At 47.1% G+C, this 20540-nt stretch carries 16 protein-coding genes; 4 read left to right on the forward strand and 12 right to left on the reverse strand.

Features of this window, described 5'->3' with window-relative positions; translation table 11 throughout:
- Nucleotides 1-3: 3 nt before the first annotated feature.
- The 6 genes from HMPREF1493_RS03385 to rfbC all read right to left on the reverse strand — a co-directional run bounded on the left by HMPREF1493_RS03385 (nucleotide 4) and on the right by rfbC (nucleotide 9029).
- The gene (locus tag HMPREF1493_RS03385; protein WP_035427831.1) at nucleotides 4-3810 is read right to left on the reverse strand and encodes an outer membrane protein assembly factor BamB family protein; all 3807 of its coding nucleotides are present in this window, start codon (nucleotides 3808-3810) and stop codon (nucleotides 4-6) included.
- Nucleotides 3811-3814: 4 nt separating this feature from the next.
- Nucleotides 3815-4630, reverse strand: a complete 816-nt coding sequence (gene lgt, locus HMPREF1493_RS03390; protein ID WP_035427833.1) for a prolipoprotein diacylglyceryl transferase — start codon at nucleotides 4628-4630, stop codon at nucleotides 3815-3817.
- A 21-nt stretch (nucleotides 4631-4651) separates the two neighbouring features.
- On the reverse strand, nucleotides 4652-5209 hold the full coding sequence (gene dcd / locus HMPREF1493_RS03395) for a dCTP deaminase (protein WP_035427834.1): 558 nt from the start codon (nucleotides 5207-5209) through the stop codon (nucleotides 4652-4654).
- 231 nt (nucleotides 5210-5440) lie between these two features.
- Nucleotides 5441-5677 (reverse strand): NifU family protein, encoded by a 237-nt coding sequence (locus HMPREF1493_RS03400; protein WP_012809080.1) that lies wholly within the window; start codon nucleotides 5675-5677, stop codon nucleotides 5441-5443.
- Nucleotides 5678-5766: 89 nt separating this feature from the next.
- On the reverse strand, nucleotides 5767-8397 hold the full coding sequence (locus HMPREF1493_RS03405; RefSeq protein ID WP_035427836.1) for a U32 family peptidase: 2631 nt from the start codon (nucleotides 8395-8397) through the stop codon (nucleotides 5767-5769).
- A 26-nt stretch (nucleotides 8398-8423) separates the two neighbouring features.
- On the reverse strand, nucleotides 8424-9029 hold the full coding sequence (gene rfbC / locus HMPREF1493_RS03410; RefSeq protein ID WP_035427837.1) for a dTDP-4-dehydrorhamnose 3,5-epimerase: 606 nt from the start codon (nucleotides 9027-9029) through the stop codon (nucleotides 8424-8426).
- Between the two features lie 116 nt (nucleotides 9030-9145).
- On the opposite strand from rfbC, the gene HMPREF1493_RS03415 reads away from it, so the two are divergent.
- Together HMPREF1493_RS03415 and HMPREF1493_RS03420 are read left to right on the forward strand one after the other, a co-directional pair.
- Nucleotides 9146-9826: a glycosyltransferase family 2 protein gene (locus tag HMPREF1493_RS03415; RefSeq protein ID WP_035427839.1), complete on the forward strand. Its 681-nt coding sequence runs from the start codon at nucleotides 9146-9148 to the stop codon at nucleotides 9824-9826.
- 9 nt (nucleotides 9827-9835) lie between these two features.
- Nucleotides 9836-10222, forward strand: coding sequence for a DUF2304 domain-containing protein (locus HMPREF1493_RS03420; protein ID WP_035427840.1), 387 nt, complete (start codon nucleotides 9836-9838; stop codon nucleotides 10220-10222).
- Nucleotides 10223-10282: 60 nt separating this feature from the next.
- Here the strand turns inward: HMPREF1493_RS03420 and HMPREF1493_RS03425 are convergent, their stop codons facing one another.
- Nucleotides 10283-11533, reverse strand: coding sequence for a lipopolysaccharide biosynthesis protein (locus HMPREF1493_RS03425; RefSeq protein ID WP_035427841.1), 1251 nt, complete (start codon nucleotides 11531-11533; stop codon nucleotides 10283-10285).
- A 2-nt stretch (nucleotides 11534-11535) separates the two neighbouring features.
- On the reverse strand, nucleotides 11536-12459 hold the full coding sequence (locus HMPREF1493_RS03430) for a LicD family protein (RefSeq protein WP_084058311.1): 924 nt from the start codon (nucleotides 12457-12459) through the stop codon (nucleotides 11536-11538).
- Nucleotides 12460-12534: 75 nt separating this feature from the next.
- Between HMPREF1493_RS03430 and HMPREF1493_RS03435 the strand changes: the two genes are divergently transcribed.
- Both HMPREF1493_RS03435 and HMPREF1493_RS03440 read left to right on the forward strand, forming a co-directional pair.
- The gene (locus HMPREF1493_RS03435; protein WP_035427845.1) at nucleotides 12535-13326 is read left to right on the forward strand and encodes a glycosyltransferase; all 792 of its coding nucleotides are present in this window, start codon (nucleotides 12535-12537) and stop codon (nucleotides 13324-13326) included.
- A 119-nt stretch (nucleotides 13327-13445) separates the two neighbouring features.
- Nucleotides 13446-15560, forward strand: coding sequence for an LTA synthase family protein (locus HMPREF1493_RS03440; protein WP_035427847.1), 2115 nt, complete (start codon nucleotides 13446-13448; stop codon nucleotides 15558-15560).
- A gap of 99 nt (nucleotides 15561-15659) precedes the next feature.
- On the opposite strand, the gene HMPREF1493_RS03445 is transcribed toward HMPREF1493_RS03440, so the two are convergent.
- From HMPREF1493_RS03445 to rfbB, 4 genes are all read right to left on the reverse strand, one after another.
- The gene (locus HMPREF1493_RS03445) at nucleotides 15660-16607 is read right to left on the reverse strand and encodes a DMT family transporter (RefSeq protein ID WP_035427849.1); all 948 of its coding nucleotides are present in this window, start codon (nucleotides 16605-16607) and stop codon (nucleotides 15660-15662) included.
- 17 nt (nucleotides 16608-16624) lie between these two features.
- Nucleotides 16625-18415: an NTP transferase domain-containing protein gene (locus tag HMPREF1493_RS03450; RefSeq protein WP_035427945.1), complete on the reverse strand. Its 1791-nt coding sequence runs from the start codon at nucleotides 18413-18415 to the stop codon at nucleotides 16625-16627.
- Nucleotides 18416-18626: 211 nt separating this feature from the next.
- Nucleotides 18627-19472 (reverse strand): LicD family protein, encoded by an 846-nt coding sequence (locus HMPREF1493_RS03455; RefSeq protein WP_035427850.1) that lies wholly within the window; start codon nucleotides 19470-19472, stop codon nucleotides 18627-18629.
- Nucleotides 19472-20539 (reverse strand): dTDP-glucose 4,6-dehydratase, encoded by a 1068-nt coding sequence (rfbB, locus tag HMPREF1493_RS03460; RefSeq protein WP_035427851.1) that lies wholly within the window; start codon nucleotides 20537-20539, stop codon nucleotides 19472-19474. Before rfbB ends, HMPREF1493_RS03455 begins: the two co-directional genes overlap by 1 nt.
- Between the last annotated feature and the right edge of the window lies 1 nt (nucleotide 20540).

The raw sequence follows: 20540 nt of genomic DNA on the forward strand, positions 1-20540 counted from the left end.
CCACTATCTCACCTGGCCTCGGCCATTGGAAACATGGTGAATTGCAGCAGTTTCTTTCTTAAGCAACACTACAAACACTGCAAGAACTGCACCAGAAGCAAAGAAACCAAAGACACTCAGAAGTGGAATGGTAGGCGCAGAGGACACCTGCTGTGGGGCAGCGGCTTGCTTATTTGAGTATTCAGTAGGTGGAAGCTGTTTATCGTCAGAGTTAGTGTCTGCAGTCTTGTTCTCAGATGGAGCCTTTGTAACCTCCTCACCAGCACTCGCAGCGGTGGTCGAGGAAGTTTCATGCGCAGCTGGAGATGAAGGATCTTGAGCTGGTACGTTTGTAGCTGTGGAATCTGTCCTGCTAAAAATGTCTCCAGATGGCTGGGTATTCTCGCCAGAAGGTTTCTGATTAATAAGCGAGAAAAGCGTGCCGGAGTCGTTGGTGTAGTAAAGATTGCCCTCAAAATCTGCAATGACCGACGATGTAGTGTAGTTCTGGTGATCTTTATCTGGAGTGTAAATCTGAGCTGCTCTGCTGGTGCCCAACTTGTATACCCATACGCCACCAGGTAGACCGTTTACCGTGAAATAGGCATAGGTACCGTTTTGCTGAACAGAAACAAGAGGAGTGCTCTGAGACTTACCCTTGCCAGCACGAGCCTGGTCAGTCACCGTAAAGGTGTCAAGAGAAATCACAGAGATAGTTCCATAGCCCTCAGCATCAACGCCGTTAACAAAGACGTTAGAACCGCTGATAGTTGGTGTAGAGGTAGACTCTGCTGCAAATTTGACTTGCTTCTCCTCAACAAGAGAAGAACCGTTTCTTCTAATCAGGTGCAGCGTACCGTCATTTCTGGTTACAGCAAGATAGGTTCCATTACCGTTTTGATCAACGGAAACAGGAACAATACCTGCGCGAATTGGCGAGCCAAGGTTAAGCTCAGCCTCAATGGCACCGGTTGTACCGTTGATAAGCCTGACAGAGGAGGACTCGTCGCCAATCATAAAGTCAGAGCCAGAAGCCGCTGCGCCAGACCAGTAATAACCTGAAGGCTGACCAGAGGTTGCTCCAGGAATATTTGCAGGCTGTGCATTCTGCTTCCAGCGAAGTGCGCCAGTTGTAGCGTCAACAGCAACCATGTAACCACCAGCTGCGTCAAATCCGCTCATCTTAGTAAACTCAGCCAAGATGGTGCCGTTATTAACCGTCAGGCTAGAAACAGATTGCAGCGCATTGGTGGTATCCAGCGGCTCTGTCTTCCAGATGCACTCCATAGTTGTTGCCGAGAATGCGGTAAGGCATCCATCATCGGTAGCAACAACAATCATGCCATTAACGTACAGAGGACGTGCAAAGTACGAGACCTTGGAGCCAATCTGTGCCTCGGCAATAAGGTTACCTGTTGCAGCGTCAACTGCTTTGAGAGTAGAACCGCTTACGTAATAGACCGTATCATGAACAATGACCTGATCAGAAACAAATCCAGGTGTATTCTGAGTTCCTTCAGTCACACTCCAACGAAGAGCTGCAGAATTAATGGGGGTACTCTGCGTAGTAGTGGAACCGTTTCCGCTACCAAAACCGCTCCAAGATGCCTCGTAGTTAGGGTGCTCAGCAAATGGATTGATGACCAACTCATGTTGAGGAGTTGGAATGGAGCTATCCTGACCACCATATGTCCAGGTAATGGTAGTGTTTTCGTCCAAGGTAACATTGTTTGCCATCTTGTCCGAAAGCTGACCGTTTACAAAGAACTGCCACCATTTATAGGCGCCATCTACCTGCGCTGTTGCAAGCGTAAGTCCCTGTGAAGGCGACGTAATAGAAGACAAATAACCGCCTGCTGCATCATAGGTTAGGCCATTATTCTTCAGGTAGTCATACGTTACCTTGTCAGCAGTGGTACCCTTACGAACCTCAATAGTCTGAGTAGGAGCCCAGTGCTGAGGCTTACCGTCTTTATCAAGACCTACTACAGAAAGAGTGACGGAAACAAGCTGACTTGGATCTGGGTCTTCCTCTACAGGTCGAACGCCCTTCTCGCCTGCCACGGTAAAGGTAGCAGAGACCTTCTGATTAGTAAGGGCCTGGAACTGCTCATTATCTGGATACAAGCTTGCATAGCGAGAATAGCGTGCACTTGAAAGAAGTGCCGAAACCGTAACAGACGTGTTGTACTCAGGAGTCTGTGTGAGAACAAGATTCTCGTTCTGAATAATTGTTGGCTGAGAAGAGCTGTACGTGCGCGCCTGATCAGCAGGGCCCATGGGGTCGTATGTTGGGAACTCTGAAGGCACAATACCACTTGCGGTCTTATCGGTATTGTTAACATCATAAGACCAGGTCAAAGAGCCGTCAGCAGCACGATAAAACTTATTTGGCGTGGCCAGAGACTCAGAAACGCTGTCTTGTTTATTCTGCTGACCAGAAGGAGTAGCAAGTGCATCCCAGAAATGAGCCTTAGACTCATTCATCAAAGCAAGCTCTGCATCAATATCAGCCTGATTAAGCGGGCTTACCGTAACCGTAAGAGTCTTAGAGACTGATACCTCAGGATTTTCTTTATCGGTAACGGTCAGAGTGATGTCTACCTGCTGCGCGGAAGCAGAAGGCAGAGGCTGGTACACCGTTCCCCTATAGCCATTGAACGTAATAGCAGCATTGGAGGAAGTGTACGTAAACTGATAGCGCTTTCCGTCTAAGCCAAAGTTCTTTGGCGTAGGCATCTGCAGGTCGTCTGTAACCGCCTGAGCATTAATGGAGTGATTGGTATACACATCTTTAATGCTTGATGCCGAGAAACGCCTGTTAATGCGTCTCAACAGATTATTCTGTGCATCGGTAATAGCCGAAGGGTCCCCTGGAACCGTTATGGTAAAGGTTTTCTGATAGTTTGTCTGAGGAGCGTCGGAGCTGCTCAAAGAGACATTTGCAGTCAGCGTGACCTGCTTGTCACGAATGCCGCGGGTAACTGTTGCCTTATAGGGCTCAGTGCCATATCCATCAATGCGAACGACAGAGGTATCTGAGCTAGTCCAAGTGACCTTAGACCATGAAAGTTGGTTTCCATCTGCAGAAACAAGCTTATGTGGAAGGGTAAAGTTTGAAGTTACTGAAGATTCATTCTGTCCTGCCGCGTATGATGGCGCAAGGTTTTGAGATACGTCAGCAAGTTGCGCCTGAGATTTTGCCTCATCCCAAGGGATTAAAACATTGCAGGTATATTGGACGGTCTTTCCATCCTTGGAAAGTTCAAAGGTAACTTTTGCCTGGCGAAGAATAAGAGTGCTTCTCTGATTAGTAAAGCCAGCGGCGTCCATCCAGAAGTACTCAATAGAACCATTAGTTGCAAAATCAGTAGAAATGCCTGCGTGAGCATATGAGGCTGTCGAAGACATCTGAACAGATGCCACTCTAACGTTAACCTCTCCAGCACCAATGCGACGCAGTTCTTCTGCAACCATAGTGTTGAGGTTAGTGTCTACACCATAGCGAGGTTTTGGCTTATAGAAGGAATTGGTCAGTGTTTCTACTGCCTGGTCCAGTGTTTTGTGTGGATAGTCAGTCTCATTAGTGGTTGCAGCAACGCCAGGACCTGTCTCTTCAGAGGTTGTGGCTGCGCTAGAAGTGGCGGCTACGGTACCAGAAACAGCTTCAGTACCAGAAGCGCTGTCATTAGCAGCAAGAGCAGTCTCTGTTGAGGTAGTTGCTGTAACAGTAGTGGTCAACTCCCCCGCTGCTTCTGCAAATGCAGGAGCTGGTAAGAGCGCAAGCACTAAAAGTATGGAGAAAAGGCTATTGAGCGCCTTTTTAAACATGCTTCTAATTCCTTCCAACTTGTGGTGAGTTTAGCCTTCTTGCCATAACAAGCACCACTATTCCAAGTACAACTAAAGGCAGACTGAGTAGCTGTCCCATGGTAATAAAGCTGCCAAAGAGATAGCCAAGCTGCTCGTCAGGAACACGGACAAATTCCACGACAAACCTAAAAATGCCATAGAGCATCAAAAACGTTCCAATGAACGTTCCTTGTGGACGAGGAGGATACTTCCTAGAAAGGACGTACAAAATGACAAACATCACAAGACCCTCGAGAAGTGCTTCGTAGAGCTGAGAAGGGTGACGATAGACCGCTCCTCCCGTCTCAAACATAACTCCCCAAGGCAAATCTGTTGGCTTTCCCCAAAGCTCACCGTTAATGAAGTTTGCGCAGCGTCCAAAGAAAAGACCAAGTGGTGCGCCAATAACTCCCAGGTCACAGATGGTAGGGATAGAAAGACCTGATGCCTTACAGACAATAGAGCCGCCAACAACAGCGCCTACAAGGCCACCGTGGAAGCTCATACCACCTTGACTTAAGGCAAATGCATCAAGTGGATGAGCCACGTAATAACCAGCGCCGTAGAAAATAACGTAGAACAGACGGGCGCCCACAATAACGCCAAACGAGATGCCTACCATCAAATTAAGCACGTCATCAAGGGTAACGTTAAGTTTCCAGCGCTGAGCAGTTCTGTACATAACTACGCCAGCAAGCACAAAGCCCACGAGATATGCCAGACCATACCACCTGATAGATAGCGGACCCAGTGAAAGCGCTACTGGGTTTAATGAATGATAAAAAGCATCAAGCCACACAATACGTCCTACTTACTAAAACTACTTTGAAAGAACATGCGAAGGAGTTGCACCACGCTGGCCCTGATAATGGCTACCAAGATCCTCGCAGCCATAAGGACGCTCAACAGGAGAACTCATGCGCTCAAAGGAAAGCTGACCAATCCTCATGCCAGGATGCAAAATGATTGGAAGGTTAGCAACGTTAGAAAGCTCCAGTGTGAGCTCTCCGTCCCAACCTGGATCAACATAGCCTGCAGTTGAGTGAATCATAAGGCCCAGGCGTCCCAGGGTGGACTTTCCTTCAAGCTTGCCAAGAATATCGTCAGGAATAGCAATGCGCTCAAGCGTAGTGCCAAGCGCAAACTGACCAGGATGAAGGACAAAAACCTCTCCCTCAGGAACATCAATTGACTCAGTAAGACCCTCCTGAGCTACAAGTGGATCAATTGAGGTATGCGTAGAATTGCGGAAGATTCTAAAGTTTGAGCCAAGACATACGTCAACCGATGCAGGCTGCACGTTTTTCTCGCATAAAGGCTCAATAACGATACGACCAGCTGCAATCTCTGCTTTAATGTCGCGATCAGAAAGAACCACAACGTCCACCTTTCTTACGTCATACAAATGTATGGTCAGAAAACCTAGTTATCCGTTTATATAAAATATCACGCCCTACACAATAATGTGCGGGACGTGATATATAAAATTTGTAAATACGCAGGTCAGTTATGGTTCTTCATAACTTCTCTGCATAAAAAACACGTTTATGCGTATGAAACTAACAACCGATAAGCGCCAAACGTTCACTTTTTAGTGCTGAGCGGCAACTTACAGCATTGCAGGTTGAACGCGCTTAACGCCAGGAACATGCTCAATCAGGATGCGCTCAATACCCTCAGACATATCGTATGCAGACATAGGGCAACCAGCACAAGAGCCGACCATCTCAAGGGTAACAGTACCGTCATCGCTTACATCGATAAGCTCAACGTCGCCGCCGTCGGTCTGAAGGCTCTGGCGAATAACATCAAGGGTTGCATTCAAAAGGTCACGATTAATGGCCATGTTTGCTCCTACTCAAACTCTTCAAGCGCGGATGCGCCCATAACTTACAACATGGGTATCCTACCCAAAATTCCAAACTTATTTCTGCACTATCCAATTGGCGAGAAAAGATGTCCAACTGAAGCATCTTTCAGACGTGCAGGCAATGATGCACCCGACGCTATTGCCGCAATCGCCGCAACTACGCGAGAGGTAGCCTCCTGTGTCTGCTCCGTGCTCAGAAGCGTTGCGTCTACCATAAAGCGCTTCACGCCGGCAGAGAGCATCTCGGCAATCTCGGGCACGCCATCAAAGAGCTTAGGGCTCCAAATCTTAGAGCGACCGTGCCTATCAGTCCTGACCGGCATGTAATCGTTGTCAATGCCTCTGAGCGTGTGCTCCTCAAGACGAAGTTTGCAGGCATCACAATCGTGGATGCACTTGCCCGTAGACATCAAAATACAGTGCTCAGTAGTCATGGTACGAATACGGCCACTGACCATATAACCCACAGAAATCGAGGCATTTCTCGCCAGGTGGCAAATCTCTTGGAGAGTCAGCTCGGAGTTGAGCCAAACGCCTTCTGCCCCCATGTCAGCCAGCGCCTGCAGGGAGTAGTCATTATGGACCGGAATGCACTCGCGCACCTCTGGAGTAGCTCCGCGCTCAACAGCCAGCGCCAGCTCGGAGATGTTGCCCACGACAACCGTCCTACCTGCAGCAACGTACGGGTCCAGGCGATTGTGGTCAATCTCGCGACATACCTCATCAAGCCATGGCGACACCTTGGCGAGAAGATCCTCTGGCCACGAAGTCTCTGCGAGGGCATCGGCTGTTGCGTACAGACGATCTGCTCCTGCCTTGAGCGCAACGCGTGCCTGCTCGGGAGTCTCAACCAGAACACATACCTCTGCCTGCGACGCATTTGTTTTTGCAGCAGCCTCATCAAAGGCAAAAAGCTTCTCTTTGTCCTGGGCTTCTCGCTCCTTTTGATAGGCAAGACGGGAAAGCGGAGCAATCTTCTGCTCGCGGTCCTGGTACTCCTCCAGAAGCGCGGCCTCCAGCTGCTCACATGCTGCAGCGCGGACCTTGTGAACGGCACTAAAGCTCATACCGCAAGCCTCATCCATCTGGACGTCAAAGCTTACCGCCTCAAATGGGGAGGTTCCCATGCGGCCAACGTGCTCAATAAGCTCGTCAGAGGTTACCGCTTTAGTGCGGGCCTCCTCCACCACAAAGCCCTCGGCAGACGCGCTTGCAGCACCGTCTGCGGTAGTGAGCGCCACGGTAAAAGGCTGGCCAATGCGGGCAATAATAGCCACGTCAACGGCACGTTTGCGAGGATACTCTAGCGAAGAAATCTGCTCAGCTGCCACGCGTGCTGCCTCAGAGCGAATAATGCGCACCGTGGAGCCAGTCTGCATAACGCGAGAAGTGCGGACGGTGACCGTCTGACCAGGCTCAACGTCAACAGGACAAAGAGCAGTCAGGAACTTGTCAGGCTCATCCAAGGGCCTAATTTCTAGCAAGTCGTTCTTGCCAATGGGAGCGTGAGCAATAAGGTCAACATCTGCTTGCTTGTAGCGGCGCAGCTTAACACGGCCACCATTGAGGCCACTCTTGCGCTCAAGAGCATCTTCAAGTGGACGTCCTCCGGTAACCTCACCAACAATCTCTCCACGGTTGTTGGAGCGCTCATAGCTCATCATCTCGTTGCCAGCGGTGCCATGCAGGTACGCATTAGTTAAACCGCGGTTAAACGAGCGTTTAAGCAAGCGGTGGCGGCGAGCCACATCAGCTTGGTTGTCCACGCCCTTCTCGGCAGCGTCAATTGCCTGACGATACGAAGACACTACCGAGTACACGTACTCGGGAGCCTTCATGCGGCCTTCAATCTTGAGCGAGCCAACGCCCGCCTCAATCATGTCGGGCACATCATCAATAGTGCAATAATCCTTGGGACAAAGCAGCCTATCAATGCCGCCCATCGAAACAACTTCGTGCTTAGAATTGAGCAGCTCATATGGCAGGCGGCACGGCTGAGCACAGGCTCCACGGTTTGCAGAGCGGTCTCCTCGCATAGACGACATGTGGCAGATGCCCGAATAGCAGAAGCACAAGGCGCCGTGACCAAAACACTCCAGCTCAACGCCAAGCTTGGAAATGGTAGAAATCTCTTCTTTCGTAAGCTCTCTGGACAAGGTAACGCGGCCTACGCCAAGCTTTTTGCAGGCAGCAACACCACGCGTATCGTGGATATTTGCCTGCGTTGAAACGTGACACTCAATCTCTGGCCAGGTCTTTCTTACCTGAGCCATAAGACCCCAGTCCTGAATGATAAAGGCATCTGCACCAAGAACCCACGCACGGCGAATCAAGCGCAGCACCCGCTGCATCTCGTCCCACTTAACAACAACGTTCACGGTGACGTATACGCGAGCGCCAGCTAGATGAGCCTGTCTGCACGCACGCGCAAACGACTCGTCGTCAAAGTTGTCCGCACCGCGGCGGGCGTTGAAGTTGTTGCCCAAGCCGCAGTAAATAGCATCTGCACCACCAGCAAGAGCTGCGGTAAATGGAGCAGGACCTCCCGCTGGGGCGAGAAGTTCCATCTGGGTTGCACGAGGGAGCGGCGAAGACGAAAGTTCTTTATCAGAAGCTTCCTCTGTCCACTCTGGCTCGTTCATGCGATTAAGCTCGTGAGCTGTGGATTCTCGCTCACGACGATTACGTTCGTTCATACTACCTAACTTGCCTTCAGCGCTTGTTACTTCTTAAGTGAAGAAAGTGCTGGATGAATCTTGTCTTTATCGGAAAGAATAACCTTTGCAGGATCTAAGGTTTTCTCGCCAAGAAACGCTGGCCACTCAACGCCAAGCTCTGGATCGTTCCACATAATGCCGCCCTCATCACCTGGGTGATAGATGTCGTCACACTTGTAGCAGAACTCTGCAGTCTCGGAGAGTACCAAGAAACCGTGGGCAAAGCCGCGAGGAACAAAGAACTGTCTGCGATTCTCCGCGGACAAAACAACGCCTTCCCACTGACCCCAGGTTGGACTTCCCTCTCGCAGGTCAACCGCAACGTCAAAAACAGTGCCGGAGATTACGCGCACAAGCTTTGCCTGCGGATGCTCAATCTGGAAATGAAGACCGCGGAGCACACCTTGAACGGATGAGGACTGATTGTCCTGCACAAATGAAGCCTCAATGCCGCCGGCAACAAAGTTTTCTTCACGGTAGGTCTCCATAAAGCCACCACGAGCATCACCGTACAGCTTTACGTCCACAACCTTTACACCTTCAATCGAGGTGTCATAAAACGTAAAATTGCCCGATTGAGTAGGGTTTTTAAGCTCTTTTGGAAACTCCATAGCGTTCACCTTTCAATTTCTTTAGGTAATCTACTATATACGAGTCAAGATTAATACATCTTTTGAGCTATGATATTCATGCAGTTAACGTGTAATTTGCAATTCAAAGGATGCTTGTGAGAATTCTTGCAGTCGTTCCCGCTTACAACGAAGAAGCCTGCATTGCTTCAACTATTACAGAGTTGTGTCAGGTAGCTCCTCAAGTTGATTACATCGTAATCAACGACGGCTCCGCTGACCGCACACTGGATATCTGTAAAGAGCGTGGATTTAACTACCTCAATTTACCTGTTAACGGAGGCCTTTCTGCAGGCTTTAGGGCTGGTATGCGCTACGCCAAAGAACATGGTTATGCCGCTGTGGTGCAGTTTGACTCCGATGGTCAGCATAGACCTGAGTACATCGCTCCTATGGCCCAGGCAATGGTAAACGAGGGAGCAAACATTGTTATTGCTTCTCGTTTTGTTACCAAGGCTCGCGGAAACTCTCCTCGAGAGATTGGCTCCAAGCTGATTTCTTGGCTTATCAAGACAAGCACTGGTCAAACCATTACTGACCCTACCTCAGGCATGCGTATGTACGATCGTGGTCTTATTGAAACGTATGCGCGCTCCTTTGACTTCTCCCCCGAGCCAGACACTATCTCGCTGCTAATGCGTCGAGGAGCTAAGGTTGTCGAGATTGAAACTGAGATGCGTGAGCGTCAAGGTGGTGAGTCCTACTTGAGCTTCTATAACTCAATTATGTATATGGCTCGCACGTGTCTCTCGCTTTTGCTCTTCCAGTGGTTTAGATAAGGTGACACCATGACTTTAGTTCTGAGAATTCTGCTGCTTATTGGCGCCCTATTTGCCATGGGCATTGTCATCAATAGCGTCCGCAAATCAAAGATTCGCATCTCCGACTCAGTCTATTGGGTTGTTTCTGCAGGAATCCTCGTTTTGTTTGCGCTTATCCCTCAGCTTGCCTATTTCTTCTCGGGCCTGTTTGGTTTTATGAGTCCCGCAAACTTTGTCCTGATGCTGGTTATTGTGCTGATGCTTATTAGGATTTTCCATCAGTCTTGTGCAATTTCTAAGCTCACTTATAAGGTTGAGCAGCTTTCAGCTGAGCTTGCTCTGCGTGACAAAGACGCACGTGACGAGAAAAACCTTGATTTTGTAACTGATCTTAACCAGCGAACCCGCGTGTAAAAGGCATGCTAGCCCTTTAACGATGCGCTCACCCACATGCAATATACGTAAAAAGTCCGCTTACGCAGCGGACTTTTTCTTTTGGTCTTTAAATCCCAAGAAGCAGAAGATTCCAAATACCAGAGCAAGAATTGCAAGCGAGATATCATAGAGCACACATGCTCCCATAATGCCAAAGTTGCCTACAAACCATCCTCCTGTAAGCGCGGCAAAACCTGCACCTGCAGCGTAGCTCACAAACACGGCAACCTGCTTACGCATGGTTACTACGGCGTAGTACAAAATGACCGTGAGCGCATTGAGCAGGCCTCCAAAAAGCAACATCAAAAGCTCCAGCTTATACGGTTCAAAATCAAGACCATAGAGAAGTCCAAGAACTGGAGCGCCTAGTGGCCAAGCCAGCGCCATAGAAAGTGCTGTTGCCAGGGCAACTACCGCAAAGCCTTTAAGAATCAATCCAACAAACTGCTTATCTTGCTGGTTATTCCAATACTCAGCCATCTGCGTTAGTAGCGGCTTAAAGACAAAGTTACTTAAAAGATTGATAACCATAGCGGGCATAGCAAGAGCGGTAAAGAAGGTAAGAAGTTCCTGATTACTCAGACCGCCCAACGCATAGCGAGGAGCACCAACAACGTACGTCAGCAAGAATGAGCCGGCAAACAAAGGAGCAGTAGTAACCAGCAGCTTTGTAATTTGCGTAAAGTCAAACGTAGGCTTAAGGGATGTCATCTTCTTAGTGGGAGGAACAACAAGTGCAACCATAACCACCAACGAAGCAACAAAAGAAAGAGCTGCACCAACAAGCAGGTTCTTTGTAAGAAGTACACCTACTGCAAAGCCAACAACCGTTGCAAGAACACGATAAAAGAATGCTCTACCAGCAATATCTAAGCGACCATGTTGTTGGAACATGCCATGGAAAACATCTTCTACAACGTCAAATAAACGAAGCGATGCAATAAGGGCATACAGCACTCCCTCGTAGCTCAATCCCTGGGACTGCAGGGTAAAGATGATGATTCCCGCAACCATCAAACCAGTTGTGATGATTCGTGCCGCAAGATACACACCAAACGAGAACACTTCTTCTGTATCGGTAACCTGATACGTCCTAATTTCAAAGTGACCAATAACCATAAGCTGCTGAGCCACAGCATACGCAAGCGAGAAAACACCACCGGCAGCAGCTCCCATGGTACGTGTGACCACCATCAACATAAGCACTGTTGAGGCAGCGTTCATTAAAGAACCAAGCGTATTCCAGAAGTAGTTTTTCTTAAGCTGTTCCGCAGAAGTATCAATAGTCATAGTTAGCTTTTCTGACCAAAGTCTTCAAATGCCTGACGGCTTCCTTTGGTAACGTCTACCTCTTTCCACTTACCAAGATCAAGCGCACCAGGATGATGGTTTTTACGATCCTTCTCTGGAGGAAGCTGCATGTAATCCCCGTATCCCCTGGTTAAAAGCTTGTCATATTCCTTTGGAAGCGTAGTAGTAATGTCCTCAAAAGGAACGCGAACCATTGGAAATACATCCTCTTTGTCCATTGACCAGTTCTCTGGATCAGGTTCAACAAAGCTTGCGTAATGAGTGGTTTTCTCACCCTCTGCAGCACGTGCTGCCTGATCCCATTTACATTGAATGTACGCAGATGAAACCCTAAAAAGCTTCAAAGCGTGATGAATGACAAAACATCCCGCAAGAGCAACTTTTTTCTTCCAGCCAACTAAAGGCACACGAGGTGTTGGAGTAACCAGCAGGAAGTTCAAGCGTCCCCAGAACCATGTTTGACGCTTAATCTTAGCCAGCTTCTTTGGATCCGCCGGAATTTTATCAAAGGGGAAAATTCCAATTGAGATAGCGTACGTAAAAGGGCAGGTCATAAACTCGTCAGGGACGCAAACTGTTCCCTTTAAAGAGAGGTTTGTATTAACTGCCGGGAAAAAATTGTCTTTTCTTCCGTTTTGAATGCAAAAATCTGGACGAAGAAGCGCTGGTGCCTTCTCCAAAAAGATTTCATAGTCCTCGCGGAACATCGAGATATCTACATCATCATCCCAAGGAATAAAGCCTTTGTGCCTCACAGCGCCAATAGCAGTTCCGCCGTACGCCTGATACGAAATACCAAGCTCCGTGCAGACGCGGTCAAGCTCATCCATCAAAAGCGTAGAAAGAATCTGAATCTTTCTTAGCTCATCAGGGTTCTCGTATGTCTTATATCCGTCAGACTCCACAAAGGCTCCCATTCGCCATCGTCCGATAACATTCTTATAATACTAGACATCGGAGCTAATCGATTGGATGTAGCAATGTATACACCTCAGGATCACACGTTTGCTGTCTGCGCTTATGGCGAGAGTCCCTATCTAGAAGAATGTATTCTCTCGCTCAAGGAGCAGACACTATCTACGAATATTCTTTTGGCTACTTCAACACCAAATGAACTGATTCAGTCTCTTTGCGAGAAGTATGACATTCAGATGTACGTCAATCCTGGACCGGGAGGTATTGCCGGCGACTGGAACTTTGCCGTCAGCGTTTGCACAACTCCTTTGGTAACCATTGCGCACCAGGATGACCTCTATAAGCCTTCCTATGCAGAGCATATGCTTGACCGCGTCAACAGTTCTTCTCGCCCGCTGATTTATTTCACTAATTACGGCGAGTTGCGTGACGGCGAGGAGGTTCTTGAGAATCGTCTACTTAAGGTAAAGCGTCGTCTCTTATACTCGCTCTCAAAGCCAGAAAATGCAGGCAAGTCATGGGCCAAGCGCCGTTCGCTTGAACTAGGTTGTGCCATTTGCTGCCCAAGCACCACACTGGTCCTTCCCAATATTGACGTCCCTGTTTTCAAAGCTGGATTTGGCTCCAATTTAGACTGGGAAGCATGGGAAACAATTAGTAAGCGTGAGGGTGATTTCTTGTACGACACCCGCGTGCTGATGCTTCACCGCATTCATGAAGACTCTGAAACTAGCCACCTTATTCACGATAACCGTCGTGAAAAAGAAGACCTTGAGATGCTCAAGAAGTTTTGGCCAGCTCCTGTGGCTAAGCTTATCAACCTGGCTTATAAGAATGGCCAAAAAAGTAACGGCTAGTGATGATAGAGTATGTCAACAACTTATACACATTATCGCAATCTAGTTACGAGCTTTTGCGAAAACATAAAATAAGCTTGTTTAAATTTATTCCACTTAAACAAGGGACTTCTTCGACTATGACCACATCGTCAGCCAATAAAAAACTACTCATTATTCACGGGGCACTCTACACACTTGTGTTAACTCTGACCTGGTGGGCACTTCTGCCAGCAACAGCTCAGGCGTACGTTGACCCATCCGTCATGACCTACACTATCCAGGCGCTGGCTGCGGTGGTAGTTGCTCTTTCTGCCGTGCTTGGTGTGGCATTTAGACGCTCTCGCAAGGTGCTCTTCCGTCTGCTTAAGATTGACGAGAACGCAAACAAGATTGTCGAAGGCAAAGTACATAAGGTTGACGTCAAAGGTGCAGAAGCTGCAAACGCTCAGATGAAAGAAATCCTCGCAGCAGAAGCCATTCGCCTTAAAGAACAAAAAGAGGGCACCCTCAAGCCTAAGGGCCGCATTGGCGCTGCATTCCTTGTTTCTTTCTTCACGGTTTTTACTATCTTGGTGGTAGCCCCACTTGAGCTGGTAGCCAGCAATGCAAAGGATTTATCGTTTAGTCTTAATGACGTAGCAGGTCCTGTATTTTTAGCTGGTCTTTTACTAACGCTTATTTCTACTGCAGTGCTTTCATTACTTCGCAAACGCGTATTTAACGTTGCAGTTGCGCTCGTAGGCGCCATCGGCGTAGCGTCATATGTTCAGGCAGTGTTCTTGAACGGTGGCATGCCACTTGCTGATGGTCATGAGGTCATTTGGTCCAACTTTACCAATCAGATGATTGTCTCTGGCCTCATTTGGCTGGCAATTATTGCAGCTGCAGTGATCTTCTCGCTCCTTAAAGCAAGGCAGCTTAGAACGGGTCTTTTGGTAACCGCAACAGCTCTTATCATTGTCCAGGCAGTGGGCGTTGCAAGTTTATGGGGACCAGCTGTAGCTGCTTTTACCGACGTAAACACAAGAGAATCTCAGCAAATCTATGCCACAAGAGATGGACTCTTTAACGTCTCTTCCAAAAAGAACGTTGTGGTCTTTGTTTTGGATACCACTGATACAGCCTTTGTACAGCAAATCTATAACGAGTATCCCGAGACATTCGCCCATATGACAGGCTTTACCTGGTACAGGAACTCTGTTGGATCAATGATTCCTACACGATACGGAATTCCTTCTCTTGTCTTTGAAAATCGCCTACAACCCGGTCAATCATTTGGAGGCTTTGTTAATGGTTGGGCGGACAACAGCCATTATCTAGATGACATCAATAAACTTGGTTACTCCGTTGGCTTGTATACCGATAACTTCAACTCAATTTATACCGACTACATGCACAACCGCACTATCAACTATCACGAGCTTCGTGGTCGCGGTTCAGAAAACCAGCTTAATGTTCTTAGCGCACTTCGCATCCTCTACAAGACAGCGTTCTGTAGAGATATGCCTTGGGTAATTAAACCTCGCTTCTGGTATTACACCGAGGACCTTAACATGCGTATGATGAGGAAATTTACGTATGATGAGGTTGACATGTCTTCTCAGCGCTATAACGAAGATGATCTTAAGTATTACCAAGAACTCCAGCACTATGGCCTGTCTGTTCACGATGAAAACGATACGGGAAGTTTCCGCTTTATCCATCTTATGGGATCCCATGGTCCTTTCATTCTTAATAGGAACCTTGAGCGCCCTAAAGATCCAAGCGAAGAAAATGAGATCGAGCAGACACGCGGTGCTTGGAAAATCGTAGATGCTTATATTGCAGAACTTAAGCGCCTTGGTCTCTACGAAAACACCTCTATTATTGTGACTGCTGACCATGGTCGCTGGTATCTGACGCCAAACGACATTACAGAGACTTCTGCTCCAGCAATCTTCTATAAACCTGCTGGTCAAAGCGCAGAAGAAGCGGAGCAACCAATGCAAATCTCAGATGCTCCTGTCTGGCACTACGATATCTTGGCTCAAACGCTCAAGGATATGGGAGCAGATTCTCAGATGCTCTCTAACTACACCACTCCTCTTGATGAGTCTTATGAGGGAGAGAATCGTCCTCGTTACTACATTGAAACTATTACCGAGAATAACCGCGATGCAGAACTTAGAGAGTTTGTCATCAATGGTGACGCAACCGACTTTACCACCTGGAGTTTGACGGGAAATAACTGGCGACTCGTTTCCGATAAATAGCTCACAAACACAGAGCTAAAAGCTTTAGATAAACAAAAACGAGTCATTCTTACCACAGAATGACTCGTTTTTTAAGACATCTAGAATTGCAGAAACAAACTAATCTCTCTTGAGCAGCTCACTCCAATCTGGAGTTGCAGAAAGAACCGTTCCTACAATAATGACAATGCAGCAAATTACAACCAATGGAGATGGAATTGCTTCAGGCATAATTGCTGGCAGGATAATACCTGCAAGAGCTGCAAAAATTACCGACCATGCAGAGTAAGAAATGTTCAGTGCCATACCGCGAGAAGCGCCAATGGCGTCAATTGCCTTGTAGTAGAAGAGATACGAGGCAGTACCAGCAAGTGCTGCAATAAAGACAACGCCATTTGCAGGAGTGAGTGCAACCTGTGCAGCAAAATCAACGGAACCAGCCAATGGCAAGATGAGAAGACCGTATGCAAACGCAGAGGTGGTTTCTCTAATCTGAAGTGCAGTCTCGTTATCAACAGCATCGTCTTGCATACCCCAAGCCAAAATAACCGCCTCAGATCCCCAGCCAAAGACACAAGCAGCAACGCCCAAGATACCCACAAGAACATTTCCGTTACCCTCGCCTGCTGCTGTTGAGAGACCAATAACCATGACGCCAACAAGAGCAACGATAAGGGCAATAATCTGCTTTAAGTTCATCTTTTCTTTGAGCAAAAGCCATGCTAAAAGCGAGCCGACGGCTGGATAAAAAGCTGAAATTGCAGCGGTGTAACCAGGTCCAATGGTGTTAATAGCAGCTAGGTAGCCACTCATACCAATTGGTCCACCCAGAAGTGCGCCAAGCATAACTACACGGCCACTCTTTGTTTTTGCTGCCTCAAGGGTGTCTTTAAGTCTGCCTTTCTGAGCCATCATGACTAAAAGAACTGCAGCGGCAAAGAAATCGTGCATGAATGCGCTGACAAATGACGCCTGAGCTGAATCAACATAAGGACTCATACCAAGAGCAACGCCAAGAATAACGGTATCAACCGCCCAAAGAATACCGCTTAAAAGACCGTAATACATAGTTTCTCCTTTTGCCCTTAGTTCTGAGCGTCTTCGTACCAAGAAAGAACACGATCAATATTGTTTGCAGCATAGCGATAGTAAATGAAGAACCACTCGCCTACGTTCTCGCCCTCTGCTTCCTTAACCAGAGACCAGAGATACCAGCACCAACCGGCAAAGACTACATAGCTCCAGAAGTGTCTGCGTTGCTCAAAAGTTGCCTCTTTTCCAAAGTAGTAATCAATAGCAGCATTAGCCTCATCGTCAGTAAGCTCGCAGCAAACCGTAAAAGTACCAAAGTCATTTGCCTCATCTGACATGCCTGCATATTCCCAGTCAATAAGGCTGTAGGTACCGGCCTCATCAATCAAGAAATTCAGATAGAAGAAATCATTGTGTGAAATAACAATTGGATACTGATCTGCGTCTGCAAACTTCTTCAAGCGCAGGACCTTCTCGCGAAGCTCGTAGTAGCCAGGAATCTCAATAGGACCCTCTTCAAGCAGGAGTTTCTCGTAATTAAGACCCTCGTTGACAAAGTCAAAAGAACGATCAAGTGACGCGCCGCTATGATGCAGTTTATAACCCATCTCCATTGCGCGCTTGAGCTGCTCAGGGTTATGAGGATCAAGATTCTGAGCGTTTTTCACAAACTTGGAAATCTTCCAACCTTCTTTTTGGTCCTCGTAAATAAAGGTGTTGTCTAGGCCCAGCTCACGAGCAAGTCGAAGACCAGCCTCTTCAGCTGCACGATCAACGAGTTTCTCGGTACCAACACCTGGATGCCTGTAGACATACTCCTGAGCATCATCACCATATCCCACAATAAAGTGAGCAGATAAATTGGTAAGTCCCTGTTTTAGAGGATAGAAACCGTGGATATCCTTCTTCTGGCAATGAAGAACCGAGACAATGTTGTCAAAAATCTCTGAGTCGATGTTCTCAATAAATGCTGGGTCAAACTGACGAAGCTCATCAAGGGAATCAAACTCGTAAATAACACCGTCAGGATACTTTCTAATGGTCATGGAAAGCTCTTTGATATGACGGACGTAAATCTCTTCCCAGAGCATATCAACGGTTTCTGGCTTGTCGTAGACAGCCTCAAGAATATCTACAAACTTCTTTGAGAATTGCCTGTCAAAATAGACGTGACCAAGCATAATCCAAGAATTTGAACCGCCAATTTCTACGCCAGTAATACGTCCACCACGTCCCTCTTTAAGGCACCACTCATCAGTTTCTCCTGCAACATACGTTGCTGAGTAATAAGCCTCATAGACATAGTGTTCAAATGGATTCTGAGTAAAGTAGTCATCTGACGAGCAGATATACGTATTATCAAGCTGATCTTTCACATACCAAAGCGTAGAGTTGTTATTTCTTGTTGCATAATCTGGGTTAACAACAATCTTGACGCCATACTTCTCCTCCAGATAGAAGAAGTACTCCTTCTTATAACCCACAACAACGGTGATGTCAGTAATACCAGCTTCAAGCAACTGATGAATCTGGCGCTCGATCAGAACTTCTCCACGAACCTTCAGGACACCCTTTGGCTTCTCATATGAAATAGGTGCAAAGCGAGAAGACAGACCAGCTGCCATAATAATGGCATTCTTAACCTCATAAGGTTTCAGAGCTTCAAGACCCTTTGGTGTAATGAGTCCCTCTTCAATAAGACCCTGGTCCTCAAGCGTTTTTACTGCTGAATTAACTGATCCCAAAGAAAGCTCAGTTTTTTCTGCAAGCTGTCTCTGATTGAGCTTCTCGTCAGAAAGAGCAATAGTTTTTAATACAGAAAACACGTTATTTGTTAGTGCCACGGTTCCTCCAAATGAAGACCAATTAACTGCGAAATAAACTTCCATACCAATTAACTTCAGTCATAATACTCCTATGTTCAAATTTATACAAGTATGAACATATTTTGAACATATTACCTTCAGAGGATTGTCAAAGACTGCCAATCTAACAAAAAACGGCACCTGAGATGCCGTTTTACCTTTTATGTATTGCTTTACAGGCGAGAAGACCCTAGTAAGGACCAAAATCCAAACGCGCTGGATAGTGGTTTTTACGCTTCTCAACTGGAGGCATCTGCATGTAATCGCCGTAAAGCATCCTAAGGAATTTATCATTTTGGTTAGGGAACGCTACTTGAATTCCGTCAAAATCAAGCTTTTCAACAGGAAAAACTTCATCAACTGGATAGGTGTTTACAAACCTATCAGTATCGTGAAGATAAGCAATTCTTTTTGTCTTAACGTGAGCAAAGCGGTTACGGGCTTCCTGCTCACGCTCATACATTTTCTGAGTAGAGAGATGTAGAAGTTTGCAAACTCCTCTACCCATAGTAACTGCTGCTTTTAAGAGCTTTCCTTTGATGCCGTCGGCCAAAATAACAGGACGAGGAACGTCAACTAAAATGCGCATATGTGACCAGAACCACGCGTCAAATGCCTGCTTCTGGTATTCTTTCTCGTCATCTGAAACGTTATCAAAGCAGTAGACATCTAGGAATATACCAAGATCAAGCGGAAGTGGAGCAAGTGCCTCTTCGCAGAATTGCGTACCTTTGAGCATAATGCGCGTGGTTGGGAATGGATAGTTGATGTCCCTCTCGGTATTCATGATTGAATACTTTTCTGACCACTCTTTATCATAGATATCCAGAAGCTTGTTGAAGTCTTCTGCAGGAAGGCAGACATCGATATCATCATCCCAAGGAATAAATCCCTTGTGACGAAGAGCGCCAATGGCAGTGCCTCCAAAGCCAAAATAACGGATATTATTGGCCTCACAGGTATCAACGAAGTCCTTTAAAATCATCAGCTCAACTTGCTGAAGATGTTTGAGCGTCTCTGTATCGTATGTGCGCATTATCGACCTTCATACATTTTTTTGTAATAGTCCTGATAATCACCAGAAACTACATTCTTAACCCACTTGCGGTTCTCCAGATACCAGTTAATAGTGGCAACAATTCCCTCTTCAAATGGAGTCTCTGGATACCAGCCAAGCTCTTCTTTAATCTTATCTGGCGCAATACCGTAACGGCGGTCATGACCCTTACGATCAGTAACGTAAGAAATCAAATCCTCAGTAATCTGAGTATCACCGGTGATTCTTGCAACTTCACTAATGATGCGCTTAACAATGTAGAGGTTGTTGCGCTCGTTGTGACCGCCAACGTTATAAACCTCGCCCAGCGTGCCGCCCTCAAGAACCATAGCAATTGCCTTGCAGTGGTCATCAACGTAAAGCCAGTCACGAACATTGAGTCCGTCACCATAAACTGGGAGTGCCTTGTGCTCCAGGCAATTCTCAATCATCAGAGGAATGAGCTTCTCGGGGAACTGATAAGGACCATAGTTGTTGGAACAGCGTGTAATTACCGCCGGGAATCCATACGTATCATGCCAGGCCTTTACAAACATATCAGCAGAAGCCTTAGATGCAGAGTAGGGGCTATGTGGACTCAAAGGTGTGGTCTCACGGAAAAATGCCTCTGGATCATCAAGTGGAAGTGAGCCATAGACCTCATCGGTAGAAACCTGCAAATACTTATGGTCTCCGTAGGAGCCCTGGCCATCATTCCAGAAAGACTCTGCAACGCTCAGGAGCGCAACAGTACCCATAACGTTAGTGTCAGCAAAGGCACCCGGATCTTCAATAGAGCGATCTACATGACTCTCTGCTGCAAAGTTAATAACGTAATCAGGATGATAGGTCTCAAACAGCTGCGTAAGAGCCTCTTTATCCCTAATGTCTACGTGAGCAAAGGTGTAGCGAGGGTCTTGATCATATTCCGAAAGATTCTCAAGGTTGCCAGCATAGGTCAGGGCGTCCACGTTCAAAATATGAATGTCCTGATTTCTTCTAAGCATGTAGTGGATGAAGTTTGAACCAATAAATCCAGCTCCACCTGTTACTAAATAGGTCTTCACA

Source organism: Atopobium sp. ICM42b (genome assembly GCA_000564995.1).
Taxonomy (GTDB): domain Bacteria; phylum Actinomycetota; class Coriobacteriia; order Coriobacteriales; family Atopobiaceae; genus Lancefieldella.